19 protein-coding genes are annotated in these 20,778 nt (G+C 57.6%); 15 read left to right on the top strand and 4 right to left on the bottom strand.

Annotation, left to right across the window (positions count from 1 at the left end):
- The first annotated feature begins 2 nt into the window (after positions 1–2).
- Complete coding sequence (locus K787_RS0101735) at positions 3–587, top strand: exopolysaccharide biosynthesis protein (protein WP_028614490.1); 585 nt, start codon at positions 3–5, stop codon at positions 585–587.
- A 48-nt stretch (positions 588–635) separates the two neighbouring features.
- The gene (locus K787_RS0101730) at positions 636–1,070 is read left to right on the top strand and encodes a CopD family protein (RefSeq protein WP_022961056.1); all 435 of its coding nucleotides are present in this window, start codon (positions 636–638) and stop codon (positions 1,068–1,070) included.
- Between the two features lie 5 nt (positions 1,071–1,075).
- Here K787_RS0101730 and K787_RS0101725 read toward each other — a convergent pair whose 3' ends face one another.
- A complete protein-coding gene (locus K787_RS0101725) occupies positions 1,076–1,585 on the bottom strand; it encodes a DUF2231 domain-containing protein (protein WP_022961055.1) in 510 nt (169 codons plus the stop codon).
- A gap of 48 nt (positions 1,586–1,633) precedes the next feature.
- Here K787_RS0101725 and coxB point away from each other — a divergent pair, with 48 nt between their 5' ends.
- The 3 genes from coxB to K787_RS0101710 are packed head-to-tail and all read left to right on the top strand — an operon-like array spanning position 1,634 to position 5,200.
- Complete coding sequence (coxB, locus tag K787_RS0101720; protein WP_022961054.1) at positions 1,634–2,338, top strand: cytochrome c oxidase subunit II; 705 nt, start codon at positions 1,634–1,636, stop codon at positions 2,336–2,338.
- Entirely contained in the window at positions 2,331–4,847 is a 2,517-nt protein-coding gene (gene ctaD, locus K787_RS0101715; RefSeq protein WP_022961053.1) for a cytochrome c oxidase subunit I, read from the top strand. Before coxB ends, ctaD begins: the two co-directional genes overlap by 8 nt.
- Positions 4,847–5,200, top strand: coding sequence for a hypothetical protein (locus tag K787_RS0101710; RefSeq protein WP_022961052.1), 354 nt, complete (start codon positions 4,847–4,849; stop codon positions 5,198–5,200). Before ctaD ends, K787_RS0101710 begins: the two co-directional genes overlap by 1 nt.
- Positions 5,201–5,299: 99 nt before the next feature.
- On the opposite strand, the gene K787_RS0101705 is transcribed toward K787_RS0101710, so the two are convergent.
- Together K787_RS0101705 and K787_RS0101700 are read right to left on the bottom strand one after the other, a co-directional pair.
- Entirely contained in the window at positions 5,300–7,321 is a 2,022-nt protein-coding gene (locus K787_RS0101705; RefSeq protein ID WP_022961051.1) for a hypothetical protein, read from the bottom strand.
- Between the two features lie 57 nt (positions 7,322–7,378).
- On the bottom strand, positions 7,379–8,605 hold the full coding sequence (locus K787_RS0101700) for an ATP-grasp domain-containing protein (RefSeq protein WP_022961050.1): 1,227 nt from the start codon (positions 8,603–8,605) through the stop codon (positions 7,379–7,381).
- Positions 8,606–9,226: 621 nt separating this feature from the next.
- Here K787_RS0101700 and K787_RS0101695 point away from each other — a divergent pair.
- The 10 genes from K787_RS0101695 to K787_RS0101650 all read left to right on the top strand — a co-directional run bounded on the left by K787_RS0101695 (position 9,227) and on the right by K787_RS0101650 (position 20,363).
- On the top strand, positions 9,227–10,777 hold the full coding sequence (locus K787_RS0101695; RefSeq protein WP_022961049.1) for an OpgD/OpgG family glucan biosynthesis protein: 1,551 nt from the start codon (positions 9,227–9,229) through the stop codon (positions 10,775–10,777).
- A gap of 2 nt (positions 10,778–10,779) precedes the next feature.
- Complete coding sequence (locus K787_RS0101690) at positions 10,780–11,031, top strand: hypothetical protein (RefSeq protein WP_022961048.1); 252 nt, start codon at positions 10,780–10,782, stop codon at positions 11,029–11,031.
- Positions 11,031–13,178, top strand: coding sequence for a glucans biosynthesis glucosyltransferase MdoH (gene mdoH, locus K787_RS0101685; protein WP_022961047.1), 2,148 nt, complete (start codon positions 11,031–11,033; stop codon positions 13,176–13,178). The genes K787_RS0101690 and mdoH overlap by 1 nt, the downstream gene beginning before the upstream one ends.
- A gap of 117 nt (positions 13,179–13,295) precedes the next feature.
- Positions 13,296–13,934 (top strand): DUF4142 domain-containing protein, encoded by a 639-nt coding sequence (locus K787_RS24200; protein ID WP_022961046.1) that lies wholly within the window; start codon positions 13,296–13,298, stop codon positions 13,932–13,934.
- 125 nt (positions 13,935–14,059) lie between these two features.
- Positions 14,060–14,473, top strand: a complete 414-nt coding sequence (locus tag K787_RS21875) for a hypothetical protein (protein ID WP_152486769.1) — start codon at positions 14,060–14,062, stop codon at positions 14,471–14,473.
- Positions 14,474–14,639: 166 nt separating this feature from the next.
- Positions 14,640–15,164, top strand: a complete 525-nt coding sequence (locus K787_RS0101670; RefSeq protein ID WP_022961044.1) for a sigma-70 family RNA polymerase sigma factor — start codon at positions 14,640–14,642, stop codon at positions 15,162–15,164.
- On the top strand, positions 15,161–16,099 hold the full coding sequence (locus K787_RS0101665) for a DUF4880 domain-containing protein (RefSeq protein ID WP_022961043.1): 939 nt from the start codon (positions 15,161–15,163) through the stop codon (positions 16,097–16,099). The genes K787_RS0101670 and K787_RS0101665 overlap by 4 nt, the downstream gene beginning before the upstream one ends.
- 102 nt (positions 16,100–16,201) lie before the next feature.
- Positions 16,202–18,718: a TonB-dependent siderophore receptor gene (locus K787_RS0101660; protein WP_022961042.1), complete on the top strand. Its 2,517-nt coding sequence runs from the start codon at positions 16,202–16,204 to the stop codon at positions 18,716–18,718.
- A 138-nt stretch (positions 18,719–18,856) separates the two neighbouring features.
- A complete protein-coding gene (locus K787_RS0101655; RefSeq protein ID WP_028614484.1) occupies positions 18,857–19,828 on the top strand; it encodes an NAD(P)H-dependent flavin oxidoreductase in 972 nt (323 codons plus the stop codon).
- Between the two features lie 52 nt (positions 19,829–19,880).
- Positions 19,881–20,363: a winged helix-turn-helix transcriptional regulator gene (locus K787_RS0101650; protein WP_022961040.1), complete on the top strand. Its 483-nt coding sequence runs from the start codon at positions 19,881–19,883 to the stop codon at positions 20,361–20,363.
- A 218-nt stretch (positions 20,364–20,581) separates the two neighbouring features.
- Here K787_RS0101650 and K787_RS25180 read toward each other — a convergent pair whose 3' ends face one another.
- A complete protein-coding gene (locus K787_RS25180) occupies positions 20,582–20,740 on the bottom strand; it encodes a hypothetical protein (protein WP_161785930.1) in 159 nt (52 codons plus the stop codon).
- Between the last annotated feature and the right edge of the window lie 38 nt (positions 20,741–20,778).

The following is a 20,778-nucleotide window of genomic DNA, read 5'->3' as shown; positions in this document are numbered from 1 at the left end:
CGTTGCCAACGTCATTGCATAACCTGGAACAGATGCTCGAGCACATCGCCGGCTTGGCCAAGGATGCAGAGCAGGTATCCTTGGCTCAGGTGGTCGACTCGGTCGGTGATCGTTCGTTTGGCCCCTTGCTGCTGATCATAGGTTTGACGCTGTTTTCCCCGCTCAGTGGCGTGCCGGGGATGGCAATCTTTTCTGGCATGTTCGTATTGCTTATTGCCCTGCAGATGCTGCTGGGGCGTAAGTACTTCTGGTTGCCGGGCTTTATGCTCAATCGTTCTATCGCACAGGACAAGTTGACCAAGGCGATTGGCTGGCTCAAGCCGGGTGCCCGGCGGATTGACCGCATGATCAAGCCGCGCCTGAACTTTATGCTGCATCCTTCATCTACTTACCTGATAGCCGCACTTTGTGTATTGATTGGCGCTGCCTTGCCATTTCTCGAACTGGTACCCTTTTCCTCGTCGATCGTGGGTCTGGCATTAGCCATACTGGGGCTTTCGCTGGTAGCGCGTGACGGCCTGTTGGTGCTGATCGCGCTGGCGGTTATTGGGGCTGGCGGGAGCCTAGCGATCGTCAAACTGCTGTAGTCCTGCTCCGCTGGGCTTCGACCATGCGTACAAGGAGTTGCCGAAGCGATGCTCTGGTTTCTAGTTTTACATATAGCCGCCCTGTTGTTCTGGGGCGCTTGTCTGCTATACCTTCCGGCGCTGATCGCTGGTGCTAGCCGAGATCGTTCTGCGATCCAGGAGCCGCCGGACCCGTTCGATTCCATCGCGCGTTTTGTGTTTACCCGCATTGCCACGCCCGCTGCCTTGCTGGCGATCATCGCCGGCAGCCTGGTGTTTGTGGTGGATCATACGGTGACGGTCTGGCTGGTAGCTAAGCTGACGCTGGTGGTGGGGTTGGTCTTTGTGCACAGCCTGTTAGGTATGCTGGTGCTGCGTCTGGAGGCGGGCAATGGCAAGCCGCTACGCAGCTGGTGTCTAGTGCTGGGGCTGCTGGCCAGTGCGCTGATGGGCGCGATTATCTGGATAGTACTGGCCAAACCGCCGTTGGAGGTCTGGCCATGAGGCTATCAGGGCTCTTTGTATTGTTGAATTTTGACGTTACGGGCCACCCGTTCGGCGGTTTTTTCCGGCGCCACACCAACCGCATGATCATAAACCAACTGCCCGCCCAGAAAGCTGGCAAGGGCGATCAACAGCCCGCCCAGCAGCGACAGATACAAGCCCCACGGCCAGATCAGCGCGTCGGGACTACCCAGCCGGCTCAGCCAATTGAGGGTCGCTACCGACAGCAACATCACCGCCAGGATGGCATGGCACCAGGCGGTGATCAGGCGACGGATCTGCTTAACAATGATCAAATCCAGCAGACCGATGGTGCCGGAGATCCAGCCGCCGAGCACACCAATACCGGCCAGCCAGAGCCCTGCCCGGGCCCAGAAAAAATCACCAGTCAGTACATAGGCGATATCGGTGCCGATCAGGCCAAGCAATGCGGCGACCGGAAAGTGAATCACCATCGGGTGCAGCGGATGACCGTGGATCGACATTTTGCTGATAATGGAAGCGGAAGCCATCATGAACCTCAAGGTGGGTGGAGCCTGCTTGCCCGTGGGCAAGGCGCCGTTGTGAGCAGAAGGTTAGCAGCCACTGGGCTGCTTGGCACGCCTTTGCTGCTGAGTGGTTGTACCGGGCCGATGTCTTCGTTACACCCTGCCGGCCCCAGTGCGCAGGTGGGTGCCTGGCTCTGGTGGGGCATGGCGAGCTTTTTTACCTTGGTGTTGGTCGCGGTTGTGTTGTTGTGGTTGCACGCCATGCGGCGTGATCCCGGGCAGGTCACCGAGCGTGAGGCACAGCGTGTGCAGAACCGCTGGGTAGTGGGTGGCGGGCTAATTCTGCCGACACTGAGCATAGCGGTCATTCTGGCGGTTGGCATACCCCTTGGTCAGCGTATGTTGCCGTTGCCACCCGCCGAGGGCGAAGCACTGCGCATTGATGTCACTGCGCATCAATGGTGGTGGGAGGTCAGTTACCCGGACACCGGTATCGTGTTGCAGGATGCGCTGCATATTCCTGCTGGCGTGCCGGTGGATCTGTATTTGACCAGCTCCGATGTTATTCATGCGTTCTGGGTGCCGCGTCTGGGCGGCAAAATGGATATGTTCCCGGGTCGAACCAACGTTTTGCGCCTGGAAGCCGATCACCCAGGCATTTATCACGGTAGTTGCAGTGAGTTCTGCGGCCGTGGTCATGCGCATATGCAATTCACTGTTGAGGCGCATGAGCCGGATGCGTACCAGGCCTGGTTCGAGGAGATGCAAGCCGATGACTGAGGAAAAGAACCAACCCGATCAGGCCCGCCACGAGGAACTCGAAAGAGTATGGGGCAATGAACCCGGTTGGCGCTCGGCTTCGGCGGTCAATCACACCACGGTAGGCCTGCGTTTTCTGATTACCGGTTTGATCTTCTTCCTGGTCGGCGGTGTGTTGGCCATGCTGGTACGCACGCAACTGGCCTTGCCTGAGCAGGACATCATAGGGCCTGATCTGTACAACCAGATCTTTACCATGCATGGCACGGTGATGATGTTCCTGTTCGCCATTCCGGTGTTGGAAGGCGCGGCCATGTATCTGATCCCGAAGATGATCGGTACGCGCGATCTGGTCTTCCCCCGGCTCAGTGCACTGGGTTATTACTGCTATCTGTTCGGCGGTCTGATTATCATGTCCAGTCTGGTGCTGCAGATCGCCCCGGACGCGGGCTGGTTTATGTATACGCCGCTCAGTAGCTCTACCTTCTCGCCGGGACCTGGATCGGATTTCTGGCTGCTGGGTATCACCTTCGTCGAAATCTCGGCGATTTCTGCCGGTGTCGAGCTGGTGGTATCGATATTGCGCACCCGTGCCAATGGCATGGCCCTGAACAAAATGCCGATTTTCTGTTGGTATATCCTGGCCATGGCACTGATGATCATTTTCGGTTTTCCGCCGTTGATCCTCGGTAGCATTCTGCTGGAGTTGGAGCGCGCCGCAGGTTGGGTATTCTTCGAAGTGGCCGGGGGTGGTGATCCGATGCTATGGCAGCATCTATTCTGGCTGTTCGGTCACCCGGAGGTGTACATCATCTTCCTGCCGGCGGCGGGGATTGTCTCCACGCTGATTCCGGTATTTGCCCAGCGCCCGCTGGTGGGCTATCGCTGGATCGTCATGGCGATCATCGTCATGGGCTTTATCAGTTTCGGATTGTGGGTGCACCATATGTTCACTGTGGGCATACCGCAGCTGGCCTTGGCGTTCTTCTCGGTGGCGAGCATGCTGGTGGCCATCCCGACCGCTATCCAGATATTTGCCTGGCTGGCTACGTTGTGGACCGGCAAGGTCGTGTTCCGTCTGCCCATGCTATGGATTCTCGGCTTTCTGATCGTGTTCGTCTGTGGCGGCCTGACCGGTGTGATGCTGGCCCTGGTGCCGTTCAACTGGCAGGTGCACGACACCCATTTCGTCGTTGCGCATATGCATTATGTGTTGGTCGGCGGCATGCTGTTTCCGCTGGTGGCTGGCCTGTATTACTGGTTGCCGCATGTGTCCGGGCGCATGCCGTCGGACACGTTGGGACGTTGGGGCTTCTGGCTGTTTTTCGGTGGTTTCAACATGACCTTCCTGTTGATGCACCTGACCGGCCTGTTGGGTATGCCGCGTCGGGTTTACACCTACGATGCGGAAATGGGCTGGGGCTGGCTTAATCTGCTCTCGTCGGTCGGCGGCTTTGTCATGGCGATCGGCGTAGCGGTAATCATTCTGGATATCGCGCTGCATTTCCGCTTTGGTCGCAAGGCCGAGCGTAACCCGTGGAACGCCGATACCCTGGAGTGGGCTACGCCGATGCCGGTCAGTGCCTACAACTTTGCCAGCCTGCCAGACATCACTACCCGCCATCCCATGTGGGATCAACCGGACCTGCCCGATACCATTGCTGCAGGCAAACACGGGCTGCCGGAGGTGCTGAATCAGCGCCGGGATATATTTGGCTCTGATGCCATCAGCGGTAAAGTGCGAGAGATTATTCATCTGCCGACCAACTCCTGGCTGCCGATGCAGACCGCGGCGGTGATTGCGGTGGTATGTATCAGTCTCTTGGTCAAAGCCTATCCGGTCGCGCTGCTGGCCTGCTTTGGCGTGCTGTTCTTTGCGTTGCGCTGGAGCTGGCACAACGGAGCGCATCCAGTAGCGTCGCCGTGGCGTGACAATGATCCGGTCGAACCGCCGCTGCATTCGCGCACCTTTGATGGTCCAGGTTTGTGGGGGATGGTTCTCAGCCTGATGGCCAACGGCACGCTGTATGTGTCACTGCTGTTCGGCTGGTTTTATCTGTGGACCGCTGCGCCACAATGGGAGGTGCCCGAAGACGGCCCGATTGCCTTGCTGCCATTGGTGCTCAGCGGTGTACTGCTGAGCCTGGCTGTGCTGGTGTTCCGTCGAGCTGTTGGTCAACTGCGGCAGGGCACCGATGCTCGGCTGCAGGGTCTGTTGTGGTTGGCTTCTGGATTGGGCTTGGCGCATTTCCTGCTTCTGGTCTGGGTGCTGGTGGCAGCGCCCTTGACGCCGAGTGCGCTGGCGCACGACGCGGTGCTGACGGTCATGCTCTATTACCTGTTGTTCCATGGTGGTCTGGCGACGGTCTTGACGGTACTGCAGGCAGTTCGCGTGCGCATGGGCTACGTGGCCCTGCGTTTGCCCTACGAGCCGGTGGTGGTTCAGCCATTCTGGATGTATACGCTGGGCGTGTTCTGGATCAGTTTCGCGGCCTTTATTTTGCTGCCGATGGCCTGGGGAGGTGTCTGATGTCACCCTGGTCACCGTTACACCCCCTGCAGCTGTTTCTCGGCCTGGTGATCTGGAGCGTCTGGTTTGTTTTTCTGTATGGCGGCTTGTCGCTCGCCTGCGAGTTCGCGCCGCCGGATGAGCAGCGCGGTGCCTTGACCTGGGTTAACGCTTCTATGCTGATGTTGGGCGTTTTGGTTGGCAGCTTCTTGTTCTGGTCTGCCCGGCGTTGCTGGTATGCGGCGCCAGGCGCTGATGAGGCGGCAGCTACGGGTCGGTTTGTGGCGCGGATTGCTGCCGCCGTTTATCTTATCGCTGCGCTGGCTTCAGTGGGTCTGGTATTGCCCAGCGTGGTATTGCCGCCGTGCATATAAGATCCGCCTGAGGGCGGACCATATATGGCGGTGTCTATTTGCGGTGCTGCCTATGGGTCTGGTCTATTCAAGGCGCTGTTTATTCAAGGCACTGTTTATTCAAGGCCCTGTGTCGCCCTGTAGTTCAGCTACGGGTAGGCGATCAGCACCCCAGCTGCGCTGGATGTAGCCAATGACTTCATCCAGTTCGCCGCGCGTCACGGTAGCCATTTCGCCATGCTCGAGCGGGTCGTAATGAAAGATATACAGGCGCGAGAGGAACTGCTCGAAGGGCAATGAGGCTTCACCAAAGCGCTCGCCATGACCGGCGGTGCCGACGGTCACGCCATCACCCCAATTCTGGCCGCTGTCGTTATTGGGGTTGAAGAAGTACACGCGCATCACATCCTTGGGGTCCAGCGTGACGCGCAGGATAGTGATTGCATGCCAGCCAATGAAGCGCGCGGCACTGTCGGTTACGGCTATGCCTGCAGGCTGGGGGTGAATCAAGGGCTGATTGCCGTTGTGAAACGGATGATAAGCGGCGTAGAAGTGACGCAGAAAATCATCCAGATCGACCAGCTTGCCGGTTGGCACATCGACATTGAGGCGGAAGCCGCGGCCGGCCCACCAACCATGAAACTCCGGGTTGACCCAGCGGTGCGGATCGCCTTCGCGGCCAATACAGCGCCGGCCCATCTCCGCATAAATACGGTCAAGGTGCGGCACAACAATCAGCGACACGGGATCCAGATCGATCGGCAGGCTGGTAGCCACACCGGACAGACTTTCCTGAGAGGAAATCGCCTGACCCTCGAAATGCATGATGATCTCGTCATCGCGGGCCGCCCAGGTCACCATCTGCAGCAAATAGTCCGGGTCATTGTAGGCCCACATAGACATGGCGCGGGCCGACTGGCAGGTCGGGTTATTGCCCTGGCCGACGCCCAGCGGCAGGCCTAGCATGCACAGCACACCTTCAAGCAGAAACGCCTCGGGTGTAGCCTGACTGCCAAAGGCCATCGCCAGCCGTTCGCGCGTATTGGTGCACAGCGGTAGGCCTAATTGGCGCCACATCGCAGGGGCCACAGGCAATTGATAGAGGATGCCGCGCTCGAGCATCAACGACAGGCCGTAGATAGCCTGAGGCGTGGCGGGAAAGACGCTGGCATCGATCAGGTTCAGCACCAGCTCGCGGTAGCACATCAAGCAGTCGCGTCCCGTCGAGGACAATCCCAGGGCCTCTGGCAGCAATTGCTCGCCTTCATTGAGCAGATGCCGTACCAGTACCGTGTGGTAAGCAGAAACCAGGCCTGTGTCATGCATCGCCCGAGCAAAGCCGCTGGCCTCGCTGAGCAAGGCGGTGTTGTCCATATACTCGAGACGCTCTTGATAGATCTCGATGCCAGGGTCTTCACGGCAGGCATGCGTTGGCCCGAACAGGCTACTGACCAATCGGTCGGCACCCTGACCGCTGGTGCCCAGATCGATCTCGGGATTGGCTTGGCAAATTGCTATCTGGGTGATCATGCGGCGCACTGAGCTGACCTGAATCGGCCGCTGCTGCTGGATGCGCCAGATCTCATCGATCAGTTGATCAATGATAAATTCGTAGCCAATACAGCTGGCCAGATGCTCAAGGAGGTTGCGCGGCAGGATGGCCAACTTACCCTGGGTTTCACGCTCGGCCTCGCTTGGCGGGGTGAACAGCAGAACCAGGTTGTTAGCCAATACCTGGGTAAGGAAATGATGCGCCTGTTCGGCGCTGATTGATGGATGCACGTAATCGCCGCGCGATACCGCCAGCAACCGCAGCTGGCTTAACGCTTCTATAACCAGCGTATTGGCATCCGGGCTGCGCAAGGTATTGCCGGTTAAGGCCGGGATCAGTGTTTGTGGGCTGTCCCAGTCCGAGCCCATGAACAGGCCAGCGCTCTCAAAGGCCTGCGCACGGGCAGTCAGTTCAGCACAGCCACCCTCGTGCAGCAGCACGCGGCGAGCCGTGTCGAATACCCGGTCGAGCTTGCCGACCTTGGCAAACTCGGGCGCATTGTTCAGCGCCTGAACGGCGTCATCGAATCTGGACAGCAACAGTATCAACTTGCTGTCATCGGCCTGTTTCACGGTATCGCTGCTCGTCACACACTTCCCCTTGCCCAAACTATTGCGACCCATGATAGGGGTCAGGAACGCGATGCGCTACACGTAGAAGTCGAGCTCTTCCTGCCGCTTGAGCAAGTCGTGCATAACTTTAGAGTCCTCGCCGACAAAGTACAACAGCCCCCAATGCGTGCCAAATGCGGTGCGCTTGGTGACCATTTCCTCAACCGGAGTGGTCAGCTCGTGGGACTCGAAGTACGGATGGTCTTCGGTCTCTGCGGGCATTTCCAGTTTGCTGACTACGCGGCGCCGCGGGTAGACGCCGAAGCAGCCGGCATAGCCAGTGGCATCTTCGACTTCCCGCGGGAAGTAGGCTTTGACTTCTTCTTCGGTGGACTTCGGATCGAACACCAGCATCGAGGCGTGGTAGGCGTTAAAGCCTTTGTAGACACGCTCCAGCAGCTCGAATACCTTGAAACCCGGTGGCCGGTAAGCCACTTCGCCGAAGTACATCTCGCCGTCGCTGGTGACAAAGTACTCGGGGTGGATCATGCCAAACTCGATGTCGAAGGTCTTGATCAGCTTTTCGATCTGCTGGACGATCTGCGGCCGATAGGCTTCGAGTTCAGGTGAGGCCGGTACGTGCACCGAATAACCCAGGCGCACGTATTCGGAAATGTTCAGGAAGCGAATCTTGCCATTGTGAATCCAGGCTTCAACTGCGAATTCCCAGCCGTCCAGATGCGATTCCATCAAAGACGGAAATTCATCATCGGGTATCGCATCCACGTCATCCGGTGTGCGTATGACCCGGTGACCCAGGCAGCCGGCCTTGTCGAACGCCTTGAAATGGATCGGATCGTTCGGATCACCATCGAGCTTGAGCAGCGTCTGATTAACCCGCTTGAGAAAGCGAATCACATCTTCACGGTCATGCGCTTCTTCAAAAATACCCACGCGGATACCGCCTAACTGTGCACGGCGTTTCATCAACGACTTGTCACGCATGAGCATGGCTTGGCCAAACAGGCGCGGATTATCAAGCAGTACGGAATTGATCGCACCTGCCCACTCCACCGTTTCCTCGAAGAGTGGGATAGCAACATCCACACCCATATCCTTTAGGGTTTGGGCGATTTCCAGTGAGCGGTCATTTAACCGCTCAAAATTCCACGGCACGAAGGGGATATCATGAGTCTTGCAATAGTCTTCCGCCCATTCGGGGGCAACGACCACATAACGACGATCGAAGGTAGCTGCTGCTTCGACGGCATTGGGTGCCCAGCCGAGTAATGCGATAAAACCTTTAGTGGGATCCTTCTTCATGCGTAAGCTCCTGGCAATAATTGAAGGGACGATCCAGGATCCTTCAGATACGGCCTGAAGGGCTAGATCGCTTAGATATGTAACTATCATACATGACTAAACGGCCTGCGGCTAATTGGCTGGGCAATCGGAAACATATGGGTTTATAGGGTTTAGCTTTAAGGATGGCTAAAGCTGTGATGATGAAAGTGATTCGAGCACAAAGTAAAGCCCAATCCCGTCATCGTGACATTACGGCGTGCAGGGGGTGCGTCAAGTCATAGCCGTGCCAGGTTTATATCGATGTTTCCCGCCCGTTGCGTTGGAGTCGGAGCAGGCGCCATGGGTCTTGTCGATCAGTTGTTGCAGCATGCCCGGATTCAACCCAGGCATACTGATTCTGAGCGCGACTTCCAGGTTGGGAATGTCCCGTGCCGAACTGCAGCGCAGGGCTGAGACTCAGGGGTACTATTCAAAGTTATTGGCGCTGCTGCCTAGAGCAGAGGGGAACTGGCCGATAGTTACGCTGACTAACGGCAGAGACAGCATTAGCTTGCGTGCGCGGCCAATGTGTTCTGGTCTGGCTCCCCCGCTGGACATTCTATCTTTTTGGTATTCCGCATCGCGGCAAGGAAACGCTGAATGAAGCTTGTTACTACGCCTGGGTTAGGCGTTGCCCTACTGTTATTAGTGCCGTTCAATCTTGCTGCGCAGGAGTCTGTGCGTGACAAGGTTATAGCCAAAGCAGAGACCTTGGCCGCTCAACCGTACAAGGCACCGCCTGCCATCCCGCGCTTTATGCGGGAATTGAGCTACGACCAATATCAGGGGATTCGTTTCAAGCCTGAAAGCAGTTTGTGGCAGGATACGGAGTCGGATTTCAAGGTCATGCTGGTTCCGCCAGGGCTGTTTTATACGCACCCGGTTGCAATCAATATCGTCGAAGACGACGCTATCGAACCGTTGGCATTCAACAAGTCGAAATTCACCTACCCGACCAGTGAAGTGGAACAGCAGGTGCCTGCGGATCTGGGTTACGCCGGCTTTAAGCTGACCTTCCCCCTGAAGGGCGAAGATATTCAGAACCAGTTCCTGGTGTTTGCTGGCGCCAGTTATTATCGGGCAGTCAGTCGTGATACCAATTTTGGTATTTCCGGGCGCGGCCTTGCGTTGGATACGGGTCTGTCAGGTGGCGAGGAGTTTCCTGCCTTTACCGAGTATTGGTTGGAGACGCCTCAGGCTGGAGACACCAGTTTCAGCTTTCATGCGCTCTTAGATACCCGCAGTATGACGGGGGCCTATCGCTTCACCGTTACCCCAGGCGACAAGACCGAGCTCAAGGTCGAGTCGGTGCTGTTTCCCCGTCAGGATGTTCGGCAAATGGGTGTGGCGCCACTGACCAGCATGTTTTACTACGGCCAGAATACCTACAAACCACAGGGCGAATGGCGGCCTGAAGTGCACGATTCTGATGGGCTGCTGATTCATAATGGCAGTTCCGGGGAATGGTTATGGCGCCCGCTACTCAACCCTAAATCCTTAACCATGGATTATTTTGCTACCGAGAACGTACGTGGTTTCGGTTTGATGCAGCGCGATGACGATTTCACCCATTATATGGACAAAGAGGCGCGCTACGACACGCGTCCGAGCGCCTGGATCGAGCCGGAAGGCGACTGGGGTAAGGGTAGTGTGGTGCTGGTACAACTGCCGACACCGGATGAAACCAACGACAATATCGTTGCTTTCTGGCGACCGGATCGAGCTGTAACGCCGGGCGAACCGCAGTATTTTTCCTATACCGCGATCTTTGGCGATCAGCATATTGCTGGCGAGCCGTTGGGCCGCAGCGTGGATACCTATGTGGGTGATGGTAACCGTGTGGGTGGGGGCTATGAGGAAGGTGCAATCCGGGTCATCGTAGATTTTACTGGCGGTGAACTTGACGATTTGGCGCCTGATGCGCCGGTGGTCGGTTCGGTTACCGGGTTGGAGGGCGGTGAGGTGCTGGGCCATTTCGTCGAATATATTGAGCCGCTAAAGCGCTGGCGTTTGTCGGTTCTCGCCAGGCCTGCTGCCGGTAAGCCGCTCGCATTGCGCGGCTATTTGCAGCATGAAGATACGCCGTTGACTGAGACCTGGACTTACCAGTTGCCCAGCAATACCGGTGTGCTTGGCGGATTGCAGGATTGATCGTGTCGACGCCATTAAGCCAGTTGGCATTGCAAAGGGTGCTTGATTATTTGCGTCTTGCCGGGGTGCGGATTAACCCGGAGATGCAAAAGCGCGCGTTGCTGCTGGTTTTGGAAGCGCTGGAGTCCATGCCGGAGGATCCTTTGGCGGGTAGCATGCGTCTGCTCCCTGAGTATTTCCAGCTACCAGAACAACCTGGGCTGTGCCAGACCCCGGCTATTCATCGCGGTAGCCTCGGTTACGGTGCTTATTGATGGCTACCCCTTCGTCGCAGATTCATGCGGATCTGTCCCGTCAAGGTGTCGGCATGGGTACAGACCTCGGTACAGACATGGGTGAGGACAGGGGCGAACCGCAGTGGAAGCGCGCCGCTTATGCTCGTCGGGCGCTGTTGTTGTTTGCGGTATTACTGCAGACGGCTACGGGCTCCTATTTCATGCTGTCGGTGTTGCCATACAATGGCGGCAACTGGGTTGAAATAGGTATGGTCGCTTTGTTCGCCATCCTGTTTTGCTGGATTTCCGTTGGCTTCTGGATAGGTGTATTTGGCTACCTGATCCGACACACTGGCGGCGACCGGCATGCGCTGATACATCAGCAGGATGCTGAAACGCTGGCGGCGACGCCACTGGCGTGCACGGCGATTATCATGCCGATCTATAACGAGCAGGTTACTGAGTGCTTCGGGCGCCTGAAAGCGGTGTATTTGAGTCTGCAGCGTTGCGGGCAGCTTGAGCATTTCGATTTCTATATTCTGTCCGACACCCGCGACGCCAATCTGTGGCTTGACGAGCAGGCTGCCTGGGCAGCCCTGACCCGCGAACTGAACGCCGAAGGCAGGCTCTATTACCGCCGTAGGCCGCTGAACCAGAACTACAAGAGCGGTAACGTGGGTGATTTTTTGCGCCGCTGGGGGAGGGACTATCCCTATATGGTCGTGCTGGATGCTGACAGTCTGATGAGTGGCGGTTCATTGGTGAAAATGGTGCAACTGATGCAACGTCACCCCCGCGTGGGTATTTTGCAGAGCAGCCCAAGTTTGATGAACGGCCAGTCGGTCTTTGCGCGCGTGCAACAGTTCTCCAACCAGCTCTATGGCCCGCTGTTTACTACCGGGCTGGCGGCGTTTCAGTTGGGTGACGCGGCTTTCTGGGGGCATAACGCGATTTTACGAACCCAGCCGTTTATGCAGCATTGCGGCCTGCGCAAATTACCTGGGTGGGGGCTGTTCCGTGGGCCGATTCTCAGTCACGATTTTGTCGAGGCTGCCTACATCGGCCGCGCCGGTCACGAGGTGCGGCTGGAGCCGGAGCTAGAACAGAGTTATGAAGAGTCACCGCCTACGTTGGTGGAAGAACTCACCCGGGATAAGCGTTGGGCCAAGGGTAACCTGCAACACCTCTGGTTGATGCTGCGCAGCCGACGCCTGCGCATGGCACACCGCATGGCGTTTCTCAATGGCATTATGTCTTACGCCGCTTCGCCGTTGTGGCTGGCGTTTCTGGTGCTCGCGACCATCGCTGCGGCACGCATGGTTATTTGGCCGATCGACTATTTTCCTGACCCTCATCAACTGCATCCGGTCTGGCCAGAATGGGAACCGCTGCGCGCGTTGGCCCTGATTCTGGTAACGTTCGCGCTGCTGTTCATTCCCAAGTTCCTGGCCGTGCTTGACGCGATCTCGCAGGGCCGCGCGCGCAGCTTCGGTGGCCTGTCGCGAATGCACCTTAGCGTGCTAATGGAAATGTTGATCTCTGCCTTGCTGGCGCCGATCAGAATGCTCTCACATACCCGATTCGTGCTCGAAGCCTTGTTCAATCTAAGATTGAAATGGGCCGGACAAAACCGTAGTGGTGAAAGCGGCTGGGGTGAAGCTATTGTCAATCAAGCATTCGGAACATTGCTGGCGCTGAGTTGGTCGGCATTTGCCTACTGGGTCGATCCGATGTTCTTTATCTGGTCGCTGCCGGTCGCCATACCGCTGATTTTTGCCGCGCCGGTGTTCGTGTTGCTAAGCCGTACTCAGGCGGGTCAAAGTCTCAAGCGCTGGGGATTGTTGAAAATACCGGAAGAGACATATGGCTCTGAGCTGTTAGATGATCTGACCTATAACCCGATCAAGCACAAACCCCATCCTCGGCTCTCAGCCTTTAGCGCGGCCGTTATTGATCCGCGCCTGAATGCGCTGCACGTCGCTCAGGCCCGCCGCCTAGGGGGGGCGATCCGTATTGAAAGATTACAGTTTCTGCGGCAGCAGTGCCTGGCAGAGGGGCCTGACAGCCTCAGCGCGGGGGATCGCAATCTGCTCGCCAGGGACGGGCCCTCCCTGGCCTGGTTACACCAGCAGGTTTGGCAGTCCTGCGCGCACTCTGTATGGGCTGACCTACTGCGCCAGGTCTGATTGCAGTCGGTCTGGTGTGGAACTATCGAGCGTTGAATTACTCCATTTTACTGTGTATTCAGCAGGGGGATCGCCAGCACGGCTGTCGATATCCCACTCAGTAAAAAGGAAAATATCATGCAAAAAGCTCATTTGATTCCCGCGTGCTTGGCCGCGTGCCTGACTTTGACGGTCAGTCTCGGCAGCACCTCTTTGCTGGCCCAGGAGGCGGGCGTGATAGGCGAGGATCGTACCGAGACTACCGGTCCTACCGGCATGCCGGGAACCTCTGGGCAAGGTGGCAGTGCCGACCCGACTGGTGAGGACTTGAATCCCAGTCACGTGACGGGCATTCCTGCTGAGCGTTTTGTTAACGAGGCGACGGCCAAGAGCCATGCGCTGATCGAGATGAGCCAGGCGGCTTTGGAGCAGGGTTCTTCCGATGTTCAGCAGTTTGCCCGGCGGGTTATCGATGAGCAGCGTGAAATGATCCAGCAATTGCGCACATTGGCTGAGGCTGATGACCTGCAGGTATCAGACGATGCTAATCTAGTGGATCAGGGTCGTACCCTGGTTATGCAACTGCGCAATGGTGAATCCTTTGATCAGGCTTACGCCAACAACGCGGCGAGTATCGCCCGCGAGTTGGTGGACATGTTTGAAAGCGCTGCCGCGTCGGACCTCGGTGTGTTGAGCGAATATGCAGAGCGCACGCTGCCTCAGGTGCAAACACAGCGTGATAGCGTTGCACAGATGGCCAATGCCGCTGATGACTAAGCTGCCGAAGAGTGAGGTGCGGTCGCTTGACAGGGGCGCCCTGGCAAGCGTCCGGCGGGTTGTTGCCGCAATTGCTAGGCAGCGGCTGGGGCGCCAGCCGATTCAACTTTAAACAAGGGATGGTCATGAGATTGATACTGCGTACGATATATTTGTTGCCAGCGGTGCTGTTGTTGGCTGCCTGCGAAACCACCGGTACCGGTCCGTCACAGCAGACCTATGTACAGGTTTACGCGCATACCGGGGCGGTGCAGTGCGAAGGTGGCGGGGCCAGTGTGCCGGATACGGCGCAGCGTATGCGTGACCAGGGAGTGGCGGTGGAAATGGCCTCATGTGGCCATGATGGCCTGACCCGCACCGCTGTATGCGGAGTGCCGGACGGCAGCATTGGCGTTTTCGTGATCCCGCAAGCGGACTACCAGAAGGCTCTGGAACTGGGGTTTGAATCCTTTGAGCGCCTGCCTGATGCCCGAGTGCGGCCTTGCAAAGAGCAACTGGATAACGCAGTGGGTAGCCCGGATCCTGCGGCGCCAAACTGACTCCTAACACCGCACCAGCGAAACCTCCGCCTTTTGCGAAAAAGTCGGAGGTTTTTTGATGCCTGGCAATAATTTCCTTTTACCCATATAAGAATGATTGTCGTTAGCATGGATAACGCAAGTGAGAATGATTATACTCTTGCCGCTAAGGGTAAATGGGTGATTCATGGCGAACTGCGACGACGTTCTCAGGCGGCAGCACATTCAGCATCTGTATGTCAGCCATCACGGCTGGCTGCGTGAATGGTTACGTCGGCAATTGCAATGCCGTCAACAGTCCGCCGATCTGGCGCAGGACGCCTTTGTGCGCCTGCTTTCCAAAGGCAACGCAGAACTGGCGGAGATCAAGCAACCCCGAGCCTATCTGCGTACCGTAGCCAAGGGCTTGTTGTATAACCATTGGCGGCGTCGGCAGATAGAGGTCGCCTACCTTGAAGCGCTGGCCCAGCAACCCGCGGCTGTCGAGCCTTCACCGGAATCCCGCGCGCTGATCATTGAAACCCTGATGCAGATTGACCAGCTGCTTGGGCAGCTACCCGGCAAGGTGCGCCAGGCGTTTCTTATGTCGCAGCTTGAAGGTCTTGGCTACGCAGTTATCGCTACCCGGTTAGGCGTCTCGGAGCGAATGGTCAAGAAGTATATGGCCCAGGCCATGCTGCACTGTCTGGTTCTCGGCCGAGACGCGGAATGAGACCCTGTTACGTAGTCCTTGAGCAGGCCGCTGAGTGGTATGCGGTGCTGCAATCCGAGCGGGTTACGCTGCAGGAGCGGCGCGCCTGGCAGGCCTGGTTGGTGGAGCCCGAGCATATCCACGCCTGGCGCGAGATCGAGCGTATCAGTGCGCGATTTCAAGGTCTTGCCGATGATCCGGCGGCCCGGCAGTGCAGCGCCCGCTTGCCCCGTGCAGGCTTAGACCGGCGTCAGGCTTTGAGGTTGCTGGGGTTGGTGGGTGTGGGCGCTGCGCTGACCGTTTCCGGCGCAGCCAGCCTGCCCTGGCGCGAATGGAATGCCAGCCAACGCACGCGTACCGGTGAAATCCGAGAGGTGGCACTGGCGGCTGGGGCTCGGCTATGGCTCAACACCAATAGCGCGGCTGAGGTCGTTACCCAGCGCAATCACGCGCAGATCGAAATCTTCCGTGGTGAGATTCTGCTCGAATCCGGACGCCAGCCCCTGTCGCTGCGTTCCGGGCATGGCTTGCTGCATGCGGTTGCGGGTTCGCAGCTCTCGGTTCGTGAAGGGCCGGGCGAAATGCAGCTGCATCTTTTCTCCGGCCAGGTACAGGCGACCCCGGCGCAACACCTTCAGTCAGTAGTGGTAGAGGCGGGTCAACAGGTCAGCCTTACTGCGCGGCAGTTACTACCCCGCGGGCAGGTCCATGCCAGCCGTCGGGCCTGGTCAAGTGGGGTATTGCTTGCGGACAATCTGCGGCTGGATGAATTTATCCAGGAGCTGGCAGGCTACCGGCACGGCTACCTGGGCTGTGATCCCCGGGTCGGGCATCTGCGCGTAGTCGGAGCCTACCCGCTGGACGATGTAGACCGCGTGCTTGGCGCGTTGGCCACGACTCTGCCGGTGCGTATTCAGCGGCGCATGCCTTGGTGGGTCAGCGTCGAGCCCGTCTGAGTACAAAAATTAATTAGTATTTTCAGTTCCCTTTTTTCCTGTTCGGCGGGCAGTACAGATAACGCCATTGCGTTTGTTCAACCGTTGATACAGGAACCGCCCATGTCACCTCGTTCTTCCTCCGCTGTTATTCGCCCGTCGCTGGCACTGCGCCAGGCTGTCCGCCGCGCGATGCTGGTGCTGCCATTGCTCACGCTATTGCCTGCCACTCTGCATGCGGCAGACCACGCTGCCGCCGAGCAGCTCCTGCGTAGCTACGTGGTTCCTGCCGGAGCGCTCTCCACTGGGCTAAGCCAATTTGCCGCCGAAGCCGGTGTCCTGCTGTCCGTCGATGGCCGCTTAGTACGCGGGCTGCAATCTCCTGGGCTTGAGGGCCGCTATTCTGTTGAGCAGGGGTTCGATTTATTGCTGAATGGCAGTGGGTTACAAGCGGTAGCCGATAGCGCTGGAAATTATGCCCTGCAACCGGCGGCCGTGCGCACCTCGGCGGCCGTGGCCGAGTTGCAGCCGATGGTGGTACAGGGCTTTGCGTTGGGTAATGCGCTGGGTGAAATGGACGGCTATAACGCCACCCACAGCAGCGTTGCGACCAAGACCAGCATGCCGCTGCTAGAAACCTCGCAAACCGTGTCGGTAGTGACTCGCCAGCAGATGGACGATCAGGGCGCGCGCACCGTGGCGCAGGCGTTGCGTTACACCCCCGGCCTGATGAGTAGCCCTTATGGGGCGACCACACGTTATGACTATGTGGCTATGCGCGGTATCAACGATGGCTCAGTAGACAACTTGTATCTCGATGGGCAGAAGATGCTCGGCGACAGCAGTACCTACAGCAGCCTGCAGGTCGACCAGTATTTCCTCGAGCGTATCGACGTGCTCAAGGGGCCGTCATCGGTGCTCTACGGCCGCAGTCTGCCTGGTGGACTGGTGGCCTTGACCAGCAAGAAACCCGAGTATCAGAGTCGCCGCCAGCTGCAGTTATCGTTGGGCAGCCATGATTACCGCCAGTTGGGGTTGGATATGACTGGCCCGTTGGACGAGCAGCGCAAGATCACCTATCGCCTGACCGGTGTCGCCCGTAAGGCGCAAAGTCAGGTGGATTACATCGAAGAAGAGCGCTACGCGCTGATGCCATCATTGAGTATCGATTTTTCCGCCGATACCCGGTTGACCTTGCAAGCGATCCTGCAGCGCGACCCAGAGAGTGGTTATCACGGCGGTTTGCCAGCCGTGGGCACGGTGCTGCCGTTGAACGGCGAGCGGATTTCATCGAGCTTTTTCGAAGGTGAAGCGGAGCGGGAAAAGTTTGAGCGCAATCAACAGATGCTCGGCTATCAATTCGAGCACCGCTTTAGCGATGCGCTGTCTTTCCGTCAGAATTTCCAGTATCTGGATTCCAGCGTAGACTCGGAGCAGGTCTATCAGTACGGCTACACCACCGAGTACGGTTACGGTGCCGAGGGCGATCTGTACCGCGCCTATACGGGCGCGGAAGAAAGCCTGCACGCCTGGACTGTCGATAACCAGTTGCAGTTCGAGTTCGACACCGGCGCCTTGCGCCACACGCTGGTCACCGGGCTCGACTACCAGCGTCGCAAGGCCCAGGTGAGCTACGCCGGCGGCACGGCCAGCAGCATCAACCCTTATGCCGGCGTGCGTCCTGATGCGACTTACAGCTTCTACCAACAATATGACGAGGGTCGGCGGCTGGAGCAGACTGGCCTGTATCTACAGGATCTGATCAGCCTGGATAATTGGCGCCTGTCGTTAGGTCTGCGTCAGGATTGGGTTGATGTGTCCTTCGACCATACCGACGACCCGGCCTACGGTGATCAGCAGGATAGCAGCACGGAGCGACAGGTCAGTGGCCGAGTGGGTGTGCTCTATGCGTTCGACATGGGTCTGTCGCCCTACGTCAGCTATTCGGAATCCTTCAACCCGAATACTACCAGTGCCTACAACGAGAATGCCGCCGGCGGCTACGACATCACCCTGCTGGACGCGACCAAGGGCACGCAGTATGAAGCCGGATTGAAGTTCCAGCCGCCGGGCAGCGACGATCTCTATACGCTGTCGTACTTTGATCTGACCCAGTCTAATCTGGCGAGTAAGGATTCCGGCGAGACGTTTTTCCGCTCGGTCGGCGAGATTACCTCGCGGGGTGTGGAGCTGGAGGCGCGACTTAAGCCGACGGATAACCTCAATCTACTGGCCAGCTACACCTATATCGATGCCGAGTACTCCAAGGATTTCATCGGTAGTGCCGGAGTCAACAATCGTGGCAATACGCCGAACGTGGTGGCGCGCAATATGGCGGCGCTGTGGGCCGACTATCGTCTGAGTGCAGGGTCGCTGAGCGGGTTACAGTTGGGCGCAGGCGCTCGTTATTTTGGCAGTAGTTGGGCAGATCAGGAGAACACTCTTAGCCTGCCATCGTTCACCCTGTTTGATGCATCGCTGGCCTATGACTTGAGTCGACTGGGTATGGATGGCCTGGGCGCACGCCTGAATGTGAATAACCTGACCAATGAGAAATATGTGGCCGCGTGCAACAGTCTCTATCAGTGCTATTACGGTGACGCGCGTAACGTCATGGCGACCTTGAGCTACGATTTCTGACTAGCTGAACGACCATCGCACCTGTTTTTGCGGCGCAGGAAATACTTGCAATCTGTGTCGAAGAAATTTAGCTTCTTATTTAGAAGCTAAATGCCCGGTCTAGGGCCGAGTATCAACACCCCCAAGAGGCGATTGATTGTGAAAACGCGCATAACAGAGTTGTTCGGCATCCAGCATCCGATTATCCAGGGCGGTATGCACTATGTCGGCTTTGCCGAGTTGGCAGCCGCAGTATCCAACGCGGGCGGGCTGGGCACCATCACTGGGCTGACGCAGAAAACCGCAGCCGATCTGGCCAATGAAATAGCCCGTTGCCGGGATATGACCGACAAGCCTTTCGCGGTCAATCTGACTTTTCTGCCTACCGTCAGTTCGCCTGACTACCCTGGTTACATCAAAGCTATCATTGAAGGCGGTGTGAAAATCGTCGAAACCGCTGGCCGCAGCCCCGAGCAATATATGCCGTACCTGAAGGATGCCGGCATTAAGGTGATCCACAAGTGCACCTCAGTACGTCACTCCCTGAAGGCGCAATCAATCGGTTGTGACGCGGTCTCGGTCGATGGCTTTGAGTGCGGGGGTCACCCGGGTGAAGATGATATCCCCAACATGATTCTGCTGCCGCGTGCCGCCGATGAGCTGGAAATCCCCTTTGTTGCTTCCGGTGGTATGGCCGACGCCCGCTCTCTGGTCGCCGCCATGGCATTGGGCGCTGAAGGCATGAACATGGGTACGCGGTTTATCGCCACTCAGGAAGCGCCGGTGCACGAGAACGTCAAGCAGGCGATCGTCGCCGCCTCCGAACTCGACACACGCCTGGTCATGCGTTCGCTGCGCAATACCGAACGGGTACTCAACAACTCGGCCGTCGAGCGGATCATCGAGAAGGAGCAGCGCCTGGGCAAGGATCTGCAGTTCTCCGATATCGTCGATGAGGTGGCAGGGGTCTACCCGCGCATCATGAAGGAAGGCGATATGGAAATTGGTGCCTGGTCTTGCGGTATGGTGGCGGGCCTGATCAACGATATCCCCACCTGTCAGGATTTGATTGAGCGCATCATGCGTGAGGCGGACCAACTGATTCGTCAACGTCTCAACGCCATGTTGTGATTAATCCGGCCTCCCTCTGTAAGGGGGAAGGCCGTGCTACTTCGAGGTTGCCATGCCCCGTACGACACCCCATCACGATGACTGTAGTGTTACCAAAGCCTTGGATATCATCGGTGATTGGTGGGCATTGCTGATCCTGCGCAATGCGTTTCACGGTATGCGTACTTTCGATGCGTTGCAGAAGCAGCTGGGTATTTCCACTAGCGTACTGAGTAGCCGTTTGAAAAACATGACCGAGGCCGGTGTGCTGAAAAAGGTGCCTGCCACTGGCGATGGGCGCTCTTTTGAGTACCGCCTGACGCCCTCGGGGCATGATCTCTATCCGGTGCTGGTCGCCTTGATGCAGTGGGGAGAGAAATGGCGGCCAAACGATAAAGGCCAGCGCCTGCTATTGATCGAAAAAGCGACAGGATTACCCGTGCAAGGGGTCGAGGTGTTGTCGGCTGCGGGCCTACCGCTAAAACCCTGGGAGGTCGTGCCGGTAGCGGGGCCAGGTGCCGATGAGCGGGTTCGCGAGCTGATTGGGCAGGGCTGAATCGGGGGCTTACCCGTTATTCCGTTATTTTCGCAATGGCTTGAATTCGCGGGGGGGCACCTGTGCGAGACGTGCTGGAAAGCAGGTCGTCATGCGCGAAGGTGAAAATCACCCACGAAACCTTCAGCAGATGACTGGCGTGCAGCCTCGGCAATGCATGCCGAGGCCGTCGCACAAACACCCACGCCGTGTGAGCAGCTACTAGATTGAGCCTGGGCTCAGCGCCGCTGCTGAAAACGCCGATAATATTTGCGCACCCATTTAGCTATAGCTTGTATCAGCTCAGTGGGTGGCATCGCGGGCATATAGAAATCATGCAGGGGCGGTTGAGTAGGGATTTTTTCTTTCTCGGTTTCTTTTTCCGGTGGGGTTTTCATCTTATCGGTCTCCTTGGCGTGAATAGGCGACCAGATTC

Origin of the sequence: Halopseudomonas pelagia CL-AP6 (assembly GCF_000410875.1) — a bacterium.
Lineage (GTDB): Bacteria > Pseudomonadota > Gammaproteobacteria > Pseudomonadales > Pseudomonadaceae > Halopseudomonas > Halopseudomonas pelagia.
Note: the sequence above shows the minus strand (reverse complement) of the source record. Positions and strands in the feature narration are given on the sequence as shown.